Here is an 18,425-nt window from a genome sequence, read left to right on the forward strand (position 1 = left end):
CCTATTCCGCGACCTCCGACATCGCGCCGACAATCGCCTCCAACTGCGAATCGGAAGCTACATACGGCGGCATTGTGTATAAAAGTCTGCCGAACGGGCGCAGCCACACGCCGCGGGCGACGAGTTTTTCCTGAACGGCGGGAACGTCGATAGGCTCGCGCATTTCGAGCACGCCTATCGCGCCGAGAACGCGGGCGTCGGCGACGGATTTCCGCTCCGCAAGCGGCAGGAGTCCGCGCTTCAAAGTCTTTTCGATTTCAGCCACGCGCTCCAAAATTCCGCCCGTCCGCGCAATTTCGACCGCCGCGTTCGCCGCCGCGCACGCGAGCGGGTTTGCCATGAAAGTCGGACCATGCATGAATGTTCCCACGCCGAAACCCGAAATTATGTCGGCTATCGAATCGTCGGCGAGGGTTGCGGCGAAGCTCAGGTATCCGCCCGTGAGAGCCTTGCCAAGACACATGATGTCGGGGCGAACGCCGGCCCATTCGTTGGCGAACATTTTGCCAGAACGCCCGAAGCCCGTCGCGATTTCGTCGAGAATCAGCAGCACCGAAAATTCGTCGCAAAGTTTGCGAATTTCGCGCAGATACTGCGGGTGGTAGAAGCGCATGCCGCCCGCGCCCTGCACTATCGGCTCTATTATGAACGCCGCAATTTCGCCCGCGTGGGACTCGAAAAGCCCGCGCACGGCTTCGGCGTCGGACGCGTCCCATTCGCCGTCGAAGCGCGACTCTGGACGCTGCGCAAAAAAGTTTATCGGCAGCCCCCCCGAAAACAGCGAGTGCATGCCGTTGACGGGGTCGCAGACGGACATCGCGTGCCAAGTGTCGCCGTGATATCCGCCGCGGGCGGTCGCGAATTTTGTTTTCTTCGAGTCGCCCTTCGCCCGCCAAAATTGGAGAGCCATTTTCATTGCGACCTCAACCGAAACCGAACCCGAATCGCAGAAGAACACGCGCCCAAGCCCCGTCATGTCGGAGAGCGTTGCGGCAAGCTTCACCGCTCCCCCGTGCGTAAGCCCGCCGAACATCACATGGCTCATTTTCGAAATCTGCGCCCTTACCGCCGCGTCGATTTTCGGGTTGCGGTATCCGTAGGCGACAGCCCACCACGACGACATTCCGTCTACGACTTTCCGCCCGTCGGCAAGCGTGAGTTCCGCGCCCTCCGCCGATTCCACCACATAGGGGCGCGGGGGATTCTTTGTGCTCGCGTAGGGGTGCCAGACGCGGCGGGCGTCGAGGGAGATGATTTCGTCAATATTCATAGCCGAGCCTGTCGAGCATCTTGAAGTCGGAATCGAGCGACGACCCCACCGTTGTGAGCATGTCGCCCATGAGGATCGCGCTTACGCCCGAGCGGAGCGCGCGCTCCTGAACGCCGCGGATTGCAGCCCTCCCGCCAGCAAAGCGGATATGCGCGCGCGGGTTCATCAGCCTGAACACGGCGAACGCAAGCAGGATTTCGTCGGTCGGAAGCGGCGGGGTGTTTTCGAGCGGAGTGCCTTTTATGGGCTGCAAAATGTTCATGGGAATGGAGTCCACATCGAGCTTCGCGAGGGTATCGGCAAGCTCGACTCGCTGGGCGAAAGACTCGCCCATTCCGATGATTCCGCCGCTGCAAATGCTAAGCCCCGCCGAACGCGCCGCGCCGATTGAGGCTATTTTGTCTTCAATCGTGTGCGTCGTGCAGAGTTTGGGAAAGTACGACGGCGCGGTTTCGAGATTGCAGTGGAAGCGCGTCATTCCCGCCGCCGCGAGCCGCTCGAACTGCGGCTTTGTGAGAAGTCCGAACGAGCCGCAAAGCTCTATTCCGCCCATGTCGCGCATTTTTTCGAAAGCGTCGCAGAGCTTTTGCAGGTCGGCGTCCGACACGCTGCGCCCGCTGGTTACGAGCGAAAAGCGGCGCACGCCGCGCTTTTTGAAAAATTCGGCGTGTTCGAGGGCGTCGTCGGCGGAAACGTAGTCGTACACGCCGCAGCCCGTGGAGTAATGCGCCGACTGCGCGCACCACTTGCAGTTCTCGGAGCATCTGCCCGAACGCGCGTTCATTATGGAGCATGTATCGACATAACGGCCGAGAAAATGCGTCCGCACCTCGTCCGCCGCCGCGCAGAGCTCGTCGAGCGCGTATTTTGAGGGAAGCGACTCGGCCTCCTCGCGCGAAAGCCGTCCGCCGTTTATGATTTTTGCGGATAATTCCATATTCAAAATCCGCCATGAAAGCAGATTTTTCGGGCGTGTCAAATAATTCGCGGGGCGCAAAAAAATTCTTGAAATCGGGCGGCGGCAAAGTACAACTTGCACGCATTATGAAATTCTCCAAATACCACGCACTCGGCAACGACTATCTGGTGCTCGACCCGCTCGACTGCCCCGAAATGCCCGAAGGCATCGACGTCGTGAAAATCTGCCACCGCAATTTCGGTCTCGGCTCCGACGGAATACTCTTCGGGCCCGAAAAGTCGGACAAGGCCGACTTCAAGCTGAGAATCCTCAACCCCGACGCCTCCGAAGCCGAAAAAAGCGGCAACGGGCTTCGCATTTTCTCGCGCTACCTCTTCGACACTAAGCGCGTGAAGGAGGACGTTCCCTTTACGGTTGACACCCTCGGCGGCGTCGTAAAATGCGTCGTTTCGAAGGGCGGAAATTCGATTACGGTCGAAATGGGGCATGTGAGCTTCGACGCCGCGAAAATCCCCGTGCTCGGCGCGACGGGCGAAGTGGTGAACAAAGAGTTCGAAATCGACGGGCGGAAATACAAATACTGCTGCGCGACGGTCGGGAATCCCCACTGCGTGCTTCCGATGGACAGCGTTTCGTCGGAAATCGCGCACAGGCTCGGCCCGAAAATCGAAAACATGACATCGCTTTTCCCGAACCGCACAAACGTGCAGTTCTTGCAGGTGCTCGACCGCAACAACATCAAAATCGAAATTTGGGAGCGCGGCGCGGGATACACGCTCGCGTCGGGCAGCAGCTCGAGCGCGGCGGCGTCGGTCGCCCACAAGCTCGGACTTTGCGACGGCGACATCACCGTGCACATGGAGGGCGGCGACCTATCCATTAAAATCGCCCCCGACTTCTCGATTACAATGACCGGCCCCGCAACGCCCGTCGGCGTCTACGAGATGTCGCCCGAAGTGCTCTCGCAGAGCGTTCCGCTTTGAGAGTGCAAAACGCCTTTCGGAAACGGAGGGCGGTTTTTGGAAGCCGCGCGTTTTTCGGAAATTTGCGAAAAATTTAGCTTGAAAGACTCGCGGGCTTTCGGCAATATGCGAAAGATATTTTAAAAATCAGACAGAAAAGGTAAATTTATGCCCAGAGAAATCGTTATCATCGAATGCACAGAAGCACGCAAAGAAGGCAAATCCCCTTCGCGCTATATGACTACGCGCAACCCGCGCAAGCCCGACGGCAAGAAGGTTGAAAAGATGAAGTACAATCCTTCGCTCAAACGCAGAACGCTTCACAAGGAAATCAAGAAATAGTTTTTTTAACCCGCGCTTAAAACGCGGGTTTTTTTGTGCCCGCGCGAAACGCCGCATGCCGGCAAAAACGTTTCCCCCCTACTCCCCCAAAACGCATTCGCGTGTAGACGCGGGAAAATTGCGAAAAGCCGCAAACAGTGCGAAACAAAACAGACTACCAATCCAACGGGAAGGCCGACTTCCGCGCTTTGCCTCGCACGGCAAGCGCAAACAAAAAAACCCGCGCATATGCGCGGGTTTTGAGGAAAAGAAGTTGCGGAGGGATTGCCTATTCAAAGTCGCGGATTTCAGCGAACGAGCGAATCGGGTAGTCTCTGTTTATGCGTTTCATCATGCCCGCAAGAACCCCGCCGGGGCCGCATTCGTAGAACTGCTCCACGCCAAGTTTCGCCGACGCCTCGACGCAGTCAGCCCAGCGCACCGTGCTTGTTATCTGCTTTACGAGGTTCGCCTTGATGTCGGCGGGGTCGCTTACGCGCGAGCCGACGACGTTCGTGAAGACGGCGATTTTCGGCGTCTTGAATTCGAATTTTTCGAGGTATTTTTCGAAGGCGTCCCGCGCGGGCTTCATGAGTCTGCTGTGGTACGCGCCCGCCACTTTCAGCGGAACTACCATTTTGAAATCCTTACGCTCCTTGGCGGCTTCGACCGCGCGGGCGACATTTTCGGCGTCGCCCGAAATCACGATTTGACCGGGGCAGTTGAGGTTAGACATGTCGATGTCGAATTCGCGGCAGTAGCCCTCGACCTTTTCCTGCGTGCCGCCGATGAGGCTCGCCATTGCGCCCTTTGTGGCGTCGCACGCCTCCTGCATGAGGCGTCCGCGTTCGGCGACGATTTTCAGCCCGTCCTCGAACGAATACGTCCCCGCGATTGCGTGCGCGGTAAGCTCGCCGAGCGAAAGACCCAGCGCGGCGACGACGTTGCCCAGCATTCCGCGTTCTTCGAGCACTTTGACCACGGCGATTCCGTGGACATAGAGCGCGGGCTGGCAGACGCTTGTTTTTGTAAGTTCCGCCATCGGACCTTCGAAGCAGATTTGCGAAAGTTTGAAGCCGAGGGTGTCGTCGGCGCAGTTGAACAGCTCCTTGACGGAGGCGTAGTTTTCGTACAGCGATTTCGCCATTCCGACGCTTTGCGCGCCCTGACCAGAGAACAATAATCCTGTTTTCATATTATTTTTCCTTGTTGCTTGAAATTGTCTTTGCGATGTCCGCCGCGAGTTTCGCCGCGCTTTCGTTTATAGACTCCACATACGAGGCGTTTGTTTCGCCGCAGGGCGTTTTAAACGAAAAATCCCGCGCGATTTTAAGCTTCGACGCCGCAGAATCGAGCTGCCACTTGCCCTTGAAAACCAAGTCGCCGCCGAGCGTTCCGATGCAGTCGTGGACTATGATTTTCAGGTTTAGCGCGCCGTGCGAAAGGTTCGGGTATGCGTAGATGTCGAGGTTTTCGGAAGTGGCGGAAATGTCCTCGGCGAGCACGCGCGTAAGCCCGCTCTGCGCGGACTCCGCCCATCTGTCGAACTCCGACATCGACACTATTCCGCCCTTGCCCGCCGACACAATCTGGTTGCGGTTCATGTACGAGGGAATCGTAATGGGCATGAGGTTGATGGGCGTGCGTTCCGCCACGGCGACCTTTTCCACGGGGCGGGCGCGCATTATGTAGAACACGGTTTCGTCCTTTTGCGGTTCGAGGAATCCGCCGAAGCATGACGCAAGCATCGGCAAAAGCAAAAGCGGCAGGGCTTTTCGGAATGTCTTATTCATCTGATTTTCCTTTGTATTTGCCCGTCAAAAGCGAGCTTGGGTTGCGTTCGAGATAGTCGGTAAGGTTTGAAATTGAGTTGAGGGAGTCATTGAGAGTGCGAATCATCACAGCCAGCTCGTAGCGGAGCGGCGACTGCGGCGCGACTATCGTATCCACGTTTTTGAGCACTTTGTCCGCGTTAGAGAAGGTCTCGCGCCCAGCCGCCGACAGCGATTTCATTTCGGTTTCCGCCGATTTTACGAAAGAGTCGGCGTCGCGCATGAGGGTGTTGAGGTGCTTGGGAGCCGCCTTTGTTTCGGGGTCGGATACCACGGCGTCGGCGTTGCGGACAAGCCTGTCGGCGTCGGCAAGCAGCATGCCGAGCGAGCGCGGGGCGTTTTGAATGTGGGGGTCCGACATTAGCGCGTTTGCGCTCGCGGCAACTCCGTTCAAATTTTCGCCCATGCTTTTGAAGTCGATTTCCGAAATCTGCGTGATTGTCTTTTCGACCGCCTTTGCAAGCTCCGCCAAGCCCGACTTCGCGCTCGGAATTTCTATGCGGGCGTTCGGGCCTCTGTATTGCAGGCGGTAGTGTTCGTTCGGCTCGCCGAGGAAGTCAAGCTCAATGTAGAGCATGCCCGTTACGATGCTCTGGTAGTTGAGCTTTGCGCGAAGCCCGTCGGCGATTTGCGCCTGAATCCACGAGTCGAAGTCTCCCACCGCGCTGCCCGCCTTGCGCCTCAGCATGCCGACGTCGATAGAATAGACGACAGCCACAGAGCTTTCGCGAATGCTTTTCGGCGCGTGCCCTATCATTATGCGCTCCACCTTGCCGATGGTAACGCCCTTGTATTTCAACGGCGCGCCGACGTCCAGCCCGTTGACGCTCTCGGAAAAGTACGAGACGAACATTTCGGTCTTGGCAAAGAATTTCGCCGCCCCGAAAATCATCACCGCCGCGACCGCCAGCACCGACGCGGCAATAACAAACATGCCTATCGCCACGGGATTTACGTTGTTTTTCATATTGACTTCCCTTCTTTGGAGCGCGGATCCACGCCCCTGTTCATAAATGTGCGGACATTTGCGTTGTCCGAATTCAAAAGTTCGCGCGGCGAGCCCACCGCCGACTGCGTCTTGGTTGTGGTGTCAAGAAATACCGCCCTGTCGGCGATGTCGAAAATGCTGGCTAGCTCGTGCGAAACGATGATTACCGTAGCCCCCAGCGAGTCTCGCAGCTGGACGATAAGCTCGTCGAGCCTGTGCGACGAAACGGGGTCAAGCCCCGCGCTCGGTTCGTCGAAGAACAGCACCGACGGGTCGAGCGCAATGGCTCTCGCCAAGCCCGCGCGCTTGCACATGCCGCCGCTGATTTCCGACGGGTAGAACGAACCGAAGCCGTTAAGCCCGACAAGCGAAAGTTTCAGATTCACAACGTCGGCGGCGTCGCGCGCGGAAATTCCCGTAAACTCGCGCAGGGGCAGTTCCACGTTTTCGGCGAGCGTCATGGAAGACCACAACGCGCCGCCCTGATACAGCACGCCGAACTGCCTGAGCATTGCGGTTTTTTCGCGTTCGGGGGCGTCGGAAAAATTTTCGCCCCTAAAATAGATAGTGCCCGCGGCGGGCTTTATCAGCCCTATCATGTGGCGCAAAAGCGTGCTCTTGCCGCAGCCGCTTCCGCCCATGATGAAGAAAATTTCGCCGCGCTTGACGGAAAAATTGAGGCCGCGCATGACAACGTAGTCGCCGTACGCCATTGTGAGGTTTTCGATTCTGAAGACTTCGTCGTCTGCAATGTCTGTCGGGCGGCTCATATGTCGAAAATTGTGAAGATTACGGCGAAAATCGCATCGGCGACGATTATCCAAGTTATGCTCTGCACCACGCTCGAAGTAGTCGCCAAGCCGACGCCCGCCGAGCTTTTCTCGCAGTTCATGCCCGCGCGGCAGCCGACGCACGCGACGATTATCCCGAAAACAAAGCTCTTCCCCACGCCCGTGGAAATCTGGACTATGTTGAGGGCCGAAAGCGTCCTGTTGACGTACTGGTCGTAGCTGATGTCGAACATGCCCGCGCCGATTACGAAGCCGCCGAGCATGCCGATTACGTCGGCGAAAATCGTAAGAAGCGGGAACATCAGCACGAGGGCAAGAATTCGCGGGAACACCAAAAATTCGGCGGTAGAAATGCCGAACGTTCTGAACGCCGAAATCTCCTCGTTGACTTTCATCGAGCCGAGTTCGGCGGCAAACGCCGCGCCCGTCCTGCCGCTCATGACAATGCCCACCATGATTGCGCCCATTTCGCGGCACATGGCGATTCCAACCAAGTCCGCCACAAATATTTCCGAGCCGTATTTTGCAAGCTGAATCGCGCCCACGAACGCAAGAATCAGCCCTACCAAAAAGCTAATCAGCGCGACAATCGGCAGAGCTTCGGGACCCGCCGCCTGCATTATGCCGAGCAGGTCGCAGCCCCTGTACCGCGCCTTTCCGAACGCAGCCTTTGTAGCCGCAATCGCGACTTCACCGATGAATCCGCACTGCCCGAAAAACGAGTCCGCGTATTTCATCGCCCGCACGCCGACCCTGTTTATGATGTTGAAGCGCACCCCGCCTTTCGGCGACGCGTCGGCCTCCGGAACGGCTACGGCGAGTTTCAGAAGCTCGCGCGGGCCTTTCGGCAGCGACTGCGAATCGAACTCGATTCCCAGCTGCGCGCACGCCTCGTAGCAGCGGAACAGCATGCCGACAAGCGCGGAGTCGTAGGATTTGAGCGCGCCCGTGTCGAACGAAAGCCTTTTGATGTCGGGCGTTATCATTTGGACGATCTCGTCTACGGGCGTCCGTTTTTTTGAGAGCAGCCACACGCCCGAAAAGCGGAGCACGGCGGTGTCGCCGTCGGCTACAAGCTGGGCGGTGGCGGAGAGTCCGCCGCCGTTTTCGGGCGTCTTTTTTTTGAATATTCCGAACATTTCCCGTAAAAAATCGCACTATCGGCAAATTCCGCTAATCTTTCGAAATGCCCCACTTTTTGCGCAGGCGCGATTCGAGCGGCGAAAACATCACCTTGTCGACAAGCAGGCCTATCGCGATTACCACGCACATTACGCCGATAACCTGATTCATGTCCATGAGTTCGCGCCCATAGTGGAGCAGCTGTCCAAGCCCGAAGCCCGTGAGGATTGTTACATAGATTTCCGCCGCCATCAGCGAACGCCACGCGAACGCCCAGCCCTGCTTCATGCCGCCCAAAATGCTCGGGAACGCCGCGGGAAGTATGACTTTAAGCCATGTGTGAAGCCCATTAGAACCCATTGTGCGGGCGGCTCTGAGGTAAATCGGCGGAATGTTTTTCACCCCGTGCTCCGTCGCCAAAATCATCGACCACACAGTGCCCATGACGACCACGAAAAGCATTGCTGCCTCGTCCTGTCCGAACCACATAATCGCAAGCGGCACCCAGCACACGCTCGGCAATGCCTGCAAGCCCAGCGCGAGCAGCCCGACCGTATCCTGAAAAACGTTGAAGCGCGAGCACAGCATGCCCGCGGGAATGCCGACGCACAATCCGATTGCGTAGCCTAACAGCAGGCGTTTCAATGTGACGACAATCGCCGACGGAAGCGTGCCGTCAGCCGTGGAGTTCCAAATGTATTTCGCGACGTCCGAGGGCGGCGGAAGAGTATATTCGAAAAGCCCGAAGCGTTTTACGGCAAGCTCCCAAAGGGCAATCAGCACCGCGAACGCCGCAAGCGAGACAAGCCAGCGTTTGTAGTTTTTCTTTTTCATTATTCGGCAACAGCCCTTCCAAACTGGTTTTTAAGAAACGACGTTATTTCCAACGCGTACGAGGTAAGCGCGGGGTCGTTGATGTCGCGCGGGCGCGGCAGGTCTATATTGAAAGTCCGCACAATTCTGCCGGGGTGCGGAGAGAACAGCACAACCCTGTCGCCGAGGCACACGGCTTCGCGGATATTGTGGGTTACGAAAAGAATCGTCTTTTTGCGCTTCTCCCAAATCTGCTGGATTTCCCCATAGAGCTGCTCGCGCGTGAGCGCGTCGAGCGCGCCGAAAGTTTCGTCCATCAGAAGAATGCGGGGGTTGGGCGCGAGCGAGCGCGCCAAAGCCACGCGCTGGCGCATGCCTCCGGAAAGCTCGTGCACCGACGCGCGCGCAAACTGCTCCAAACCAACCAAGTGCAGGTAGAATTTGGCGACCTCCCTGCGTTCTGGGTCGGTGAGGTTGGGTTTTAGTTTCAGCCCGAACATGACGTTCCCCATGACGTCGAGCCACGGAAAAAGCGCGTGCTCCTGAAACATCACCATGCGGTCGCGCCCCGGGCCTTTTACGGGAGTGTCCTCCACGAGGATTCTGCCCGAATCGGGTTCGTCCAAGCCCGCTACCATGTTCAACAGCGTCGATTTCCCGCAGCCGCTTGGGCCTACGAGACAGACGAATTCGCCCTCGTTGACGGTAAGGCTCACGTCTTTGAGAGCCTCTACCCGCCCCTGCGCGGAGTCGAACGTCTTGCTCACGCTGTCCACGACGAGCTTGGCCGTGACGTTTTGTAGTTCTGCCTTTACGCTCATTTTTTGTCGGCGTATATCGGGTTCATGTCGATTTTGCGTTTGATAAACCCGCACTGGAATGCGTAGTCGCAAAATTTTTGAAGTTCCTGCCTGTTGATTTTCGAGGTGAAAGTAAGCCGCGGCCACGCCGCTTTTACAAGCTCTTCCGAAATTTTGCCGCCCGTGATTGCCTCAAGCTCCATGCGGGCGAGCTTCTGCGCCTCTTCGGGGTTTTTGTTAATCCAGTCGGTGAGTTCGGCGTGCGCCTTTGTGAATTTTTCCACAAGGTCGGGGTATTTTTTCAACGCCCTGTTGCATGTCGCCAAAACGGTTGTCACCGTATCCTTCTGTTCTAGGAAAACCTTTCCGCCCGCTTCTTTTTCGAGGCGCGTTATCCACGGCTCGACCGTCCAAACCGCGTCGAGATTACCGCGCTTGAAAAGCGGAAGCTGCTCGGGGTTGGGAGTTGCTATAACGTGCGCGTCGCCAGAGGCGATTTTTACCTGAATGCCGTTCGAAATCAGCCACGCCCTGCATGCGACGTCCTGCGTGTTGCCAAGCTGCGGCGTGCCTATTTTCTTGCCCTTGAAGTCGGCGGGCTTTTCTATTTTCGCAGCGGGGTTTACCACCAGCGCCGCGCCGCCGTCCGCCGAACCCGCGAGAATGCGCACATCGCGCCCGCGCGTTTTTGCGAACGCGTTGATTGCGGGGTTAGGCCCGACATAAGTAATATCGACCGCCCCCGCGAACATTGATTCCATCGCGCTCGGCCCCGCGTTGAAAAGACGCCATTTGATTTCCACGCCGTCGCCGAGCCTCGACTCGAACCACCCCTTGCCCTGTCTTGTAAGCTGGTGCGCGACCAGAGCCTGCGCGTGCGAGATATTCGGAAAATAGCCGACTTGTATCGTCCTCTTTTTATCCGCAGCCGAAAGGTTCGATATGGAAGCGAGCGAAAGCGCCGCCGCCGCCGTTAATTTCATCAGACTTTTCAATTCCATCATGCAAAAAAGTAAACCAGATTTATCGGCGTTTTCAAGCTTTAATGAAAAAAGCGGCTGTTAGCGAAAACGCGCGGGCGGAGGAGTCGGAACGAGCAAAACGCCGAGACACGGACGCAAAAAAGCCCCTCTTGCGGAGGGGCTTTTGCGGAAAGTTCCGAGTCGGCTTTTAGAAGTATTTTATGCTTCCGAGGAAGAACAGCAAAATGTAGCCGACCGACAGACCGATTGCGCCGACAAGTATGCCGATTGTCGCCATCTGCCTCTGGGTTGTAAGACCCGCCGAGTGCGCGATTGCGTTCGGGGGCGTACTGATGGGAAGGGCCATCGCAAGGGACGCCGAAAGCGCGACGCCCACAAGCAGCGTGGGTTCGCCGCCGAACGACGCCAGAGCGTCCTTCATGCCTGCCGCAACCGCCGCCAGAACGGGGACGAGAAGCGCGGTAGTCGCCGTGTGCGACATGAACGTCGACATTGCGTAGCACAGCAGACCCGACCCGATAATCGTAGCCGTCGCCGACCATGTTCCGAAGGGGATTGAGTCAATCATGTGCTTTGCCAAGCCCGTTTCCTGCAAGCCGACGCCGAGCGCGAAGCCGCCCGCGACGAGCCAGAGAACGTCCCAACTGATTTGTTTGAGGTCGTTCTTATCCACAATGCCCGTAACCGTGAAGACCGCCATGGGAATCATCGCCACTACGTTAGAGTTGATGCCCGTGAATTTGTCGAACATCCACAGCAGAACCGTAACCGCGAACGTCGCGTAGATGATGTACGCCTTGCGCGACTTTTCGAAAGTGCCTTCGAACGAAATGTCGAGGGTTTTGCGGTTGAACGGGAAAAGCTTGATGAGCAGATACCACGAAACGAGTATCATCAAAATCACGAACGGAACCATCGCGACCATCCACTGCCCGAAGCCGATTCCCAAGTTGAGACCGTCTACGTCGTTGAGGTATTTGAGCGCGATTGCGTTCGGAGGCGTGCCGATGGGCGTGCCGATACCGCCGATATTCGCCGCCACGGGGATAGCCAAGACGAGCGCGATTCTTCCCTTGCCGCTGTTTTCCATCGGCGCGAGAATCGGGGTCATGACCGCGAACATCATCGCGGTCGTCGCCGTGTTGCTCATGAACATCGAGAACACCGCCGAAACGAACATCAAGCCCAAGAGCACCGTCTGCGACTTGTTTCCGAAGGGGCTGAAAAGCACCCTCGCCAAATTTTTGTCCAAGCCGCACTTGCCCGCGCCGATTGCGAGGAAAAAGCCGCCCATGAACAGCATGATGATAGGGTCGGCAAACGTCGCCATCAGCGACTTGTATTTTATGAGTTTGCCGAACGCGCGCGCGCCCTCGACGTCTTCGCCGCGGAGGAACGAAAACGAGCTGTCGGAGACAGTCAGGAGCATGAGCACGATTGTGAGAACCGAAGTTGTCCAAATCGGGACGGCCTCGGTAATCCACATAAGCGCGGCGAATATAAAAAGCGCAATAACGCGCTGTTCTACAACGCTGAGATTGGCAATGTGGTAGTTTTCGGGCGACATCAACAGCGCGATGAGTCCCGCCGAGATTGATATCGTCAATGCTATTATTTGTTTCGGTTTCATTTAGTGTTTCCTTAAAATAGAACTTGAACCTGTGTTCTGAACCAGTTTACGTCCAGCCCGTGCGCCCCGCCGACGCCTCCGTCGAAATGCGCGTATTCGTAGCCGCTTTGGACTTTCAGATTGTCCCCGCGAATGTACCAATTCAGACCGAAGTAAAAGCTTTTCACGCGCAGGTACGGGGTGTCGCCCGAAACGTTCACGCTCTGCCTGATTACGTCCGACGGCGACACGCCGCGCCCGTCGGTGTCGAGGTACGAAAACCTGAACGCGGGGCCGATTTTCCCGAATTCGCCGATGTCGAACTTGTACTCAACCATGTAGTTCAGACCGAACGGCAGCTGCGAGTCGTACGAGCCGTCGAGGCATTTTGCGCCGTCCGCCTGCGTGATTATGAATTCCGCGTATGTGCGGAGCGCGCCCCAGTCGAGGGTGATGTACGGGTTTGCGCCGTACATTGCCGTTGCGCAATAGCGGCCCGTCTTATTCGCCGCCGAGCCCCAGCCGAGGTTCAGTCCGAACGTGGTTTTGACTCCGCCGATGTCCGTCGCGTAGGACGAGCTTGCCCAGACGTTGGGCGCGTTGTCGGAGCCGTCGGAAATGGACTCGTAGCCGACCTTGTAGTTGTCGGAGTTCGTTGCGGCAAAGGCGTATTTCAAGCCCCTGATTTCGCGCGATTCGCCGTACCAGAACGCGCCCGTCATGAACGACGCAAAGCCGAGCTTGCGCGCGCTGCCCTTGCGCGGGCCGCCCCAGTAGTAGGTAGCCACGGAACGCTCAACGCAATAGAGCTTGAACGGCGACATGTTTTCCTCGAAGCAGAAATTCGGCTTGACGTATCCGAACCTGAATTCGCCCTTCACAAAATTGCAGTCAACGCGCTTCCAAAGATAGGTGATGGACATTTGGTTGGGCAGAATGAAGTCGAAGGAAAGCTGGGTGCCCCAGTCGCGCTTGTTGTCCGAATTGAACGTGAGAATCATTCGGCGGATTATGAATTTGCCGACGCTCGCGGAAGAGTCGGCAACCGCGCCGTCGGTGCAGTCGGCGTAGATGTATTCGTACTGCGACTGCATCTTGCCGGAAATTCTCAGGAACGTGTCGGTCGGCGTTTCCACTACGGGGATTTCCGCCATGCCCTTTTTCAAATCGTCCGCCTCCGCCTTTTCGAGAAGCCCCTTCGAGACGAGCGCGTCGAGGATTCGGACGTCGCTCTGCGCCGTCGCAAATTGCGGAACAAACGCCGCAGCCATTGCCGCGGCCGCCGTTGCCAGTGTTTTGTATTTTCCGATTTTAAACATATGCCCGTTTAGAGATAAAAGAATGCCGCGCACGCAAGGAGCGTAGGGACAATCGACCATTCGAGCAACAGTTTCGGGGACACGCCGTTTCTAAACTCCTCCTTTAAAACCGAAAGACCCACGAGATTCGGCGCGTTCGCAATTACAGTCAAACCGCCTCCGCTTATCGCGGCGGCTACTATCAAATATTTCGTTTCGTCGACGAAGCTCGGCACGAGCGACGCCAAATAGGTTATCGCGGCGTTGTCGTTAAACGACGTCAGCAGAACGCTCCCCGCAAAAAGCGCACCGCTGTCGAGCCGCTCCAAAATGGGTTCGAGCCACCACGTTTGCAGGCTGCCGTGCGTTACAAGCGCGCCCAAAAAAATCGCCACAAGCATCGGGCTGCGGAACTTCATCTCCCACTGGAATCTCTGCGTTATGTCCACAAACGCGATGAACGCAAGCAGCAGGAACATTTCCAAAACCAGATAGTGCATTACCGCGACCGCCGCAATCAAAAACAGCAGGTGCATGCCGATTATCCAGTTCGGCGGCGGCTTTTCGATTGACGACTCCGCCCCGCGCATTATGCGGTTGTTTTCAAGCGAAACAAACTCGCGCCTGAAAAGGAACGCGTAGACGAACGTGGACGCAAAAATCACAAGCACAGACTTCCACCCGAAGTGCGCAATCATGAACGGCGTATCCCAGCCCCACGAACGCGCGACCATGATAATCGGGGGCGCGGAAAAATGCGTCAACGCGCCGCCGAGCGACACCGAAACGAAAAGCAGCCCGATAGTCGCGTACTTGAATTTGATCGACGGCGTGTAGTCGAAAAAGTGGCGCAAAAGCAGAATCGCGCAGATTGTAATCGCCGCCGGCTCGGTTATGAAAGAGCCCAAAATAGGGCCGACGCACATTATGGAAATCCACCACGCGCGGACGGTTTTGCCACCCAACGCCGCAAACAGGCTCACGAACTTCGCCGCAACGTAAATCACGGGGCGCGTCGCCGCCATGCACATGACGACCATCACGAAAACAGGCTCGGAATATTTGTCCTGCGCGTACGCGAGGTTGTTGAGGTAGTCGGTCAGCGAATGCCAGCCGCACTCGTAATAGAAAATCGCAAACAGCGGAACAAGCCAGAGCGCGAAAACTATTTCGACCTCTCCCAAGAGCGAGAGAATGCGCTTTGCAATGTCCACGCTCGAATCGCGCAACTTGAAGCGTTTTTGCTGTTTTTTAACGGTATCGGCGAATTTCAGAAACATCTGGTAGCTGAAAGTGTGGACTACCGCGCACGCGAAAATTATAGTGGCGTACAGATTCATGTGCGACATTTTCACGCGGCTTACGAGCGTCCGCCAAAGCCCGTCGCACTTGGGATACGCGTCCTGCGGAAGCGGGAACTGCGCCGCGCAGGCGTCGGGCGACGACAAAAGCAGCCCCGCAAAGACCAGTGCGGCGCAAAAAACACAAGTATTTATTTTCGAGTGCATTTAAAATTCAAAAAACCGAACAACGCCCCGCGTTGCGGTTTGGCGGCGGCGGAACAAAAATTCCGCCCGATGCTTTCGGCTAATTAGTGGAAGTCTCGCTGATTCGGCATAAAAAATCAAGTTTTTAATACTTTCCCAATGAATCAAACTTTATGCAAATTTTGCATTAAATTAGGGTTGAAATTGCGCAAGGAACTAATAGGGATAAAAGAAAGACAATGGACTCCACCCAAATAAAATGCTTTATAGCCGCCGCCGAAACCCTCCACTTTTCGCGCGCTGCGGACAAACTCGGAATGGGACAGTCGGTTTTGAGCAGGCAGATAATGTCGCTCGAAAGCGAAGTCGGCTGCCGCCTTTTCGACAGGGCAAACAAGTGGCGGCTGTCGCTCACCGACGCGGGCAGGGCCTTTCTGCCGAACGCCGAAAAAATCGCCGACTTGGAGTCGGCGGCAAAGCTCGGCGCAAAAAAGGCGGCAAAGGGAGAATGCGGTTCGCTTTCAATGGAGGTGATTCCCTCGTTTTTCACGTCGGAAAAATTCTTCGCCTCGTTGAAGCAAATGCGGGCGGACTACCCCGAAGTGTTTCTTAAACTCGGCAAACACTCGTCGGCGAGCATTCTCGCAAAGGTGGAAAAGGGAGAGCTTGACTTCGGGATAATCCGCGTGTCGCAGAGAAAAACCCTCGACGTGAAATCGATAGAGCTTGGGCGCGAGAAAATCCTGCTCGCCCTGCCCGCAAGCCACAGGCTCGCAAAGAAAAGCGGCGCGGTCGAGATGTCGGAGCTGAAAAACGAAAAGTTCGCAATGCTCCCCTACGAGGAGTCGCCCTTCTTCCGCAGGACAATCGACGAAGCCCTGCGGCGCGGCGGAATACTCACGCCGAACGTCGCCGAGGAAATCTACAATTTCGACGCCGTTCTGCGCCTGCTTCCGCACTCCGACATCATAACTTTCGTGCCCGCGCTCATGAAGCCGCTCGACTACGCGGACGTCGTCTACAAAACCCTTAGGGGGCTGGACGAACCCGTAGTCTACGCGGGCATCTGGAAGGCGGACAACCACTCGAAAACGCTCGGAAATTTCGTCTCCATTCTAAAAAAATCGTTCCGCATTTAATGCGTATTTTGCATTAAAATGGCATTTTTCATGCGTTGAATGAAAAATCCAAGCGCGGTATAATCGCGCCTGTTCCGATATGGAAGAGGCAAAAAACAGGTCAGACGAAATACTCGCACTGGTCGCCGAATACGCGGCGACGCTCACGGGCTGCGGCGCGTACGCGTCGCGCACGGCGCGCAGCGCAAAAAGAATAGCCGAGGCAGTCGGGGCAACCGCGGAAATCGCGATGACGCATACAAGCCTGATAGTCTCGGTGGAGTGCGACGGCATAATTTCAACGAAAGTCGCCCGCATTCCGCAAAGCCCCATTTCGTTCGAGCGCAACGCCGACCTCTGCCGACTTTCGTGGCGCGCGATTGACAAAAAAATGCCGCTTGGGGAAATCAGGTCCGAGTTCGAAGCAATACTTGCAAAGCCGAAAATCGACCCCGTGTTCGTGCTGTTCTATGTGGGCTTTGCAAACGCGTCGTTTTGCAGGCTCTTCGGCGGCGACTTCCTCGCAATGGCGATTGTCTTTACCGCGACGCTCGTCGGCTTTTCAACAAAACAGTACATGCTGAAAAAGGGCGTCAACAACTACCTTACGATAATGGCGTCGTCGTTCGCGGCGTCGATTTGCGCGTCGGTGTCGCTCTCGTTCGAATGCACGTCGCAGACGGCGCTGGCGACAAGCCCGCTGTTTCTTATTCCGGGGGTGCCGCTCATCAACGGGGTAATCGACATTCTCGACGGCTACACGACGACGGGCATAAGCCGCCTCGCAAAGGAAATGCTGATTATCGCGTGCATAGGCGTCGGACTTTTCGCGACTCTCGCGCTTGTGAAAGGACAATTTCTATGAGCATTTGGGACATACTCTTCGACGGATTCTTCGCGGCGGTCGCGGGAACGGGCTTCGGCGCGATTTCCGACCCTCCCGTAAAGGCGTTTCCGAGAATCGCGCTGCTGGCGGCGGTCGGACACGCGCTGAGGTTCGCAATGATGAAATGCGGTACGGACATCGGAACGGCGTCGTTCGTCGCGGCGTTCGCAATCGGAAGCGGAAGCCTGATTCTGGCGCGTCAAATCCGCGTGCCAATGACCATTCTCTACATACCCGCGCTGCTCCCGATGATTCCGGGGATTTACGCGTACAAAACGCTGTTCTCGCTGATAATGTTCATGCAGTCGGTTAACGGCAACGACGGCGGCATGGAGTACATGCAGAGCTTTTTGCTGAACGCCACAGTCTCCGGAACGGTGATAATACTGCTCGCAACGGGGGCGGCACTGCCGACTTTCGTCTTTAAAAATATGTCGCACGCGCTTTCGAGGGAGGGCAAAAAATAACATGGATACATTTTGGCAGACAATTTCCGAATACAATTCGGAGACATGGAATTTCCAGATAACGCTTACAATCGTCGGCGCGATACTCGCCGCCCTGCTCTACGCCGCGCCCGAAAAGGCGGCGTGCCGCGTCGCGGTAAAAATCTACACCGCGCTTCTGTGCTTCTGGATTGCCGGCGTCTACTACCTGATATACTGCAATACAAGAAGCTATAACGAAAGCATGGCGGTCTTCTGGGCAATCATGGGGCTTGCGTGGCTCTACGACATCCGCGCGGGGCGCGACGAAACGCCGAAAGCGTCGAAAAACCCCGCAGCGGCGGCTCTGCTTTGCGCGCCCGCCATTTACCCCGCGCTGTCGCTCGCGCTGGGGCGGAGCTTCCCCGAAATAGTTTCGCCGATAATGCCGTGCTCTGTGGCGGTGTTTTCGATAGGGCTGATTTTCGCGTTCGGGAATACGATAAACCTCATATTGGCAATGCTTGTTTTGCACTGGTCGATAATCGCGATACCGAAAGTTAGCCTTTACGGAATTACGGAAGATTATTTTCTGTCATTGTGCATTATCCCTGCACTGTATATATTTTTCAAAAACTACATAGAAAAAGTTGCAAAGCAGCCGACAAAGCCGTCGGCAAAGACGCTCGACCTATCGCTGAAAATCCTCTGCGCGACGCTCGGAATATTCTTCACATACATGATATTCAAGCAATTCGGAATTTTGTAAATTTTCTTCTCAATGCGTAATTGCAAGGCGGT

General features: G+C 56.4%; 19 protein-coding genes. 6 read left to right on the plus strand and 13 right to left on the minus strand.

Going from position 1 to position 18,425, the window contains the following annotated elements; translation table 11 throughout:
• Position 1: 1 nt before the first annotated feature.
• Together bioA and bioB are read right to left on the minus strand one after the other, a co-directional pair.
• A complete protein-coding gene (gene bioA / locus P3B99_001775) occupies positions 2-1,270 on the minus strand; it encodes an adenosylmethionine--8-amino-7-oxononanoate transaminase (GenBank protein WYJ07858.1) in 1,269 nt (422 codons plus the stop codon).
• The gene (gene bioB, locus P3B99_001780) at positions 1,260-2,207 is read right to left on the minus strand and encodes a biotin synthase BioB (protein WYJ07859.1); all 948 of its coding nucleotides are present in this window, start codon (positions 2,205-2,207) and stop codon (positions 1,260-1,262) included. The genes bioA and bioB overlap by 11 nt, the downstream gene beginning before the upstream one ends.
• A 107-nt stretch (positions 2,208-2,314) precedes the next feature.
• Between bioB and dapF the strand changes: the two genes are divergently transcribed.
• Together dapF and rpmG are read left to right on the plus strand one after the other, a co-directional pair.
• Positions 2,315-3,172: a diaminopimelate epimerase gene (dapF, locus tag P3B99_001785; GenBank protein WYJ07860.1), complete on the plus strand. Its 858-nt coding sequence runs from the start codon at positions 2,315-2,317 to the stop codon at positions 3,170-3,172.
• Between the two features lie 147 nt (positions 3,173-3,319).
• Positions 3,320-3,493, plus strand: coding sequence for a 50S ribosomal protein L33 (gene rpmG / locus P3B99_001790; protein WYJ07861.1), 174 nt, complete (start codon positions 3,320-3,322; stop codon positions 3,491-3,493).
• A 268-nt stretch (positions 3,494-3,761) separates the two neighbouring features.
• Here the strand turns inward: rpmG and fabD are convergent, their stop codons facing one another.
• From fabD to P3B99_001845, 11 genes are all read right to left on the minus strand, one after another.
• Positions 3,762-4,667 carry an ACP S-malonyltransferase gene (gene fabD / locus P3B99_001795; GenBank protein WYJ07862.1) on the minus strand — a complete coding sequence of 302 codons (906 nt, stop codon included), beginning with the start codon at positions 4,665-4,667 and terminating at the stop codon, positions 3,762-3,764.
• Between the two features lies 1 nt (position 4,668).
• A complete protein-coding gene (locus P3B99_001800; GenBank protein ID WYJ07863.1) occupies positions 4,669-5,265 on the minus strand; it encodes a PqiC family protein in 597 nt (198 codons plus the stop codon).
• A complete protein-coding gene (locus P3B99_001805) occupies positions 5,258-6,271 on the minus strand; it encodes an MlaD family protein (GenBank protein WYJ07864.1) in 1,014 nt (337 codons plus the stop codon). Before P3B99_001805 ends, P3B99_001800 begins: the two co-directional genes overlap by 8 nt.
• Positions 6,268-7,062 (minus strand): ATP-binding cassette domain-containing protein, encoded by a 795-nt coding sequence (locus P3B99_001810; GenBank protein ID WYJ07865.1) that lies wholly within the window; start codon positions 7,060-7,062, stop codon positions 6,268-6,270. Before P3B99_001810 ends, P3B99_001805 begins: the two co-directional genes overlap by 4 nt.
• Positions 7,059-8,222 (minus strand): ABC transporter permease, encoded by a 1,164-nt coding sequence (locus tag P3B99_001815; protein ID WYJ07866.1) that lies wholly within the window; start codon positions 8,220-8,222, stop codon positions 7,059-7,061. The genes P3B99_001810 and P3B99_001815 overlap by 4 nt, the downstream gene beginning before the upstream one ends.
• 34 nt (positions 8,223-8,256) lie before the next feature.
• The gene (locus tag P3B99_001820) at positions 8,257-9,039 is read right to left on the minus strand and encodes an ABC transporter permease (GenBank protein WYJ07867.1); all 783 of its coding nucleotides are present in this window, start codon (positions 9,037-9,039) and stop codon (positions 8,257-8,259) included.
• The gene (locus P3B99_001825) at positions 9,039-9,839 is read right to left on the minus strand and encodes an ABC transporter ATP-binding protein (GenBank protein ID WYJ07868.1); all 801 of its coding nucleotides are present in this window, start codon (positions 9,837-9,839) and stop codon (positions 9,039-9,041) included. Before P3B99_001825 ends, P3B99_001820 begins: the two co-directional genes overlap by 1 nt.
• Entirely contained in the window at positions 9,836-10,822 is a 987-nt protein-coding gene (locus P3B99_001830) for an ABC transporter substrate-binding protein (protein ID WYJ07869.1), read from the minus strand. The genes P3B99_001825 and P3B99_001830 overlap by 4 nt, the downstream gene beginning before the upstream one ends.
• Before the next feature lie 166 nt (positions 10,823-10,988).
• Positions 10,989-12,431: an SLC13 family permease gene (locus P3B99_001835; GenBank protein ID WYJ07870.1), complete on the minus strand. Its 1,443-nt coding sequence runs from the start codon at positions 12,429-12,431 to the stop codon at positions 10,989-10,991.
• Between the two features lie 11 nt (positions 12,432-12,442).
• Positions 12,443-13,729, minus strand: coding sequence for a hypothetical protein (locus P3B99_001840; protein WYJ07871.1), 1,287 nt, complete (start codon positions 13,727-13,729; stop codon positions 12,443-12,445).
• An 8-nt stretch (positions 13,730-13,737) separates the two neighbouring features.
• Complete coding sequence (locus P3B99_001845) at positions 13,738-15,216, minus strand: putative Na+/H+ antiporter (GenBank protein WYJ07872.1); 1,479 nt, start codon at positions 15,214-15,216, stop codon at positions 13,738-13,740.
• A gap of 218 nt (positions 15,217-15,434) precedes the next feature.
• On the opposite strand from P3B99_001845, the gene P3B99_001850 reads away from it, so the two are divergent.
• From P3B99_001850 to P3B99_001865, 4 genes are all read left to right on the plus strand, one after another.
• Positions 15,435-16,334: a LysR family transcriptional regulator gene (locus P3B99_001850; GenBank protein ID WYJ07873.1), complete on the plus strand. Its 900-nt coding sequence runs from the start codon at positions 15,435-15,437 to the stop codon at positions 16,332-16,334.
• Between the two features lie 79 nt (positions 16,335-16,413).
• Entirely contained in the window at positions 16,414-17,178 is a 765-nt protein-coding gene (locus P3B99_001855) for a threonine/serine exporter family protein (GenBank protein ID WYJ07874.1), read from the plus strand.
• Positions 17,175-17,666 (plus strand): threonine/serine exporter family protein, encoded by a 492-nt coding sequence (locus P3B99_001860; protein ID WYJ07875.1) that lies wholly within the window; start codon positions 17,175-17,177, stop codon positions 17,664-17,666. The genes P3B99_001855 and P3B99_001860 overlap by 4 nt, the downstream gene beginning before the upstream one ends.
• Before the next feature lies 1 nt (position 17,667).
• Positions 17,668-18,393: a DUF6064 family protein gene (locus P3B99_001865; GenBank protein ID WYJ07876.1), complete on the plus strand. Its 726-nt coding sequence runs from the start codon at positions 17,668-17,670 to the stop codon at positions 18,391-18,393.
• Positions 18,394-18,425 lie beyond the last annotated feature (32 nt).

The organism is Opitutia bacterium KCR 482 (assembly GCA_029269845.2).
Classification (GTDB): Bacteria; Verrucomicrobiota; Verrucomicrobiia; order Opitutales; family Intestinicryptomonadaceae; genus Merdousia.

Bases quoted from the DNA above. Each gene is read 5' to 3' on its own strand.
- P3B99_001860 (WYJ07875.1), top strand. From the start codon at position 17,175: ATGAGCATTTGGGACATACTCTTCGACGGATTCTTCGCGGCGGTCGCG.
- P3B99_001835 (WYJ07870.1), bottom strand. From the start codon at position 12,431: ATGAAACCGAAACAAATAATAGCATTGACGATATCAATCTCGGCGGGA.
- bioA (WYJ07858.1), bottom strand. From the start codon at position 1,270: ATGAATATTGACGAAATCATCTCCCTCGACGCCCGCCGCGTCTGGCAC.
- P3B99_001800 (WYJ07863.1), bottom strand. From the start codon at position 5,265: ATGAATAAGACATTCCGAAAAGCCCTGCCGCTTTTGCTTTTGCCGATG.
- bioB (WYJ07859.1), bottom strand. From the start codon at position 2,207: ATGGAATTATCCGCAAAAATCATAAACGGCGGACGGCTTTCGCGCGAG.
- P3B99_001805 (WYJ07864.1), bottom strand. From the start codon at position 6,271: ATGAAAAACAACGTAAATCCCGTGGCGATAGGCATGTTTGTTATTGCC.
- P3B99_001865 (WYJ07876.1), top strand. From the start codon at position 17,668: ATGGATACATTTTGGCAGACAATTTCCGAATACAATTCGGAGACATGG.
- P3B99_001830 (WYJ07869.1), bottom strand. From the start codon at position 10,822: ATGATGGAATTGAAAAGTCTGATGAAATTAACGGCGGCGGCGGCGCTT.
- P3B99_001825 (WYJ07868.1), bottom strand. From the start codon at position 9,839: ATGAGCGTAAAGGCAGAACTACAAAACGTCACGGCCAAGCTCGTCGTG.
- dapF (WYJ07860.1), top strand. From the start codon at position 2,315: ATGAAATTCTCCAAATACCACGCACTCGGCAACGACTATCTGGTGCTC.
- P3B99_001855 (WYJ07874.1), top strand. From the start codon at position 16,414: ATGGAAGAGGCAAAAAACAGGTCAGACGAAATACTCGCACTGGTCGCC.
- P3B99_001810 (WYJ07865.1), bottom strand. From the start codon at position 7,062: ATGAGCCGCCCGACAGACATTGCAGACGACGAAGTCTTCAGAATCGAA.
- P3B99_001815 (WYJ07866.1), bottom strand. From the start codon at position 8,222: ATGTTCGGAATATTCAAAAAAAAGACGCCCGAAAACGGCGGCGGACTC.
- fabD (WYJ07862.1), bottom strand. From the start codon at position 4,667: ATGAAAACAGGATTATTGTTCTCTGGTCAGGGCGCGCAAAGCGTCGGA.
- P3B99_001840 (WYJ07871.1), bottom strand. From the start codon at position 13,729: ATGTTTAAAATCGGAAAATACAAAACACTGGCAACGGCGGCCGCGGCA.
- P3B99_001820 (WYJ07867.1), bottom strand. From the start codon at position 9,039: ATGAAAAAGAAAAACTACAAACGCTGGCTTGTCTCGCTTGCGGCGTTC.
- P3B99_001845 (WYJ07872.1), bottom strand. From the start codon at position 15,216: ATGCACTCGAAAATAAATACTTGTGTTTTTTGCGCCGCACTGGTCTTT.
- rpmG (WYJ07861.1), top strand. From the start codon at position 3,320: ATGCCCAGAGAAATCGTTATCATCGAATGCACAGAAGCACGCAAAGAA.
- P3B99_001850 (WYJ07873.1), top strand. From the start codon at position 15,435: ATGGACTCCACCCAAATAAAATGCTTTATAGCCGCCGCCGAAACCCTC.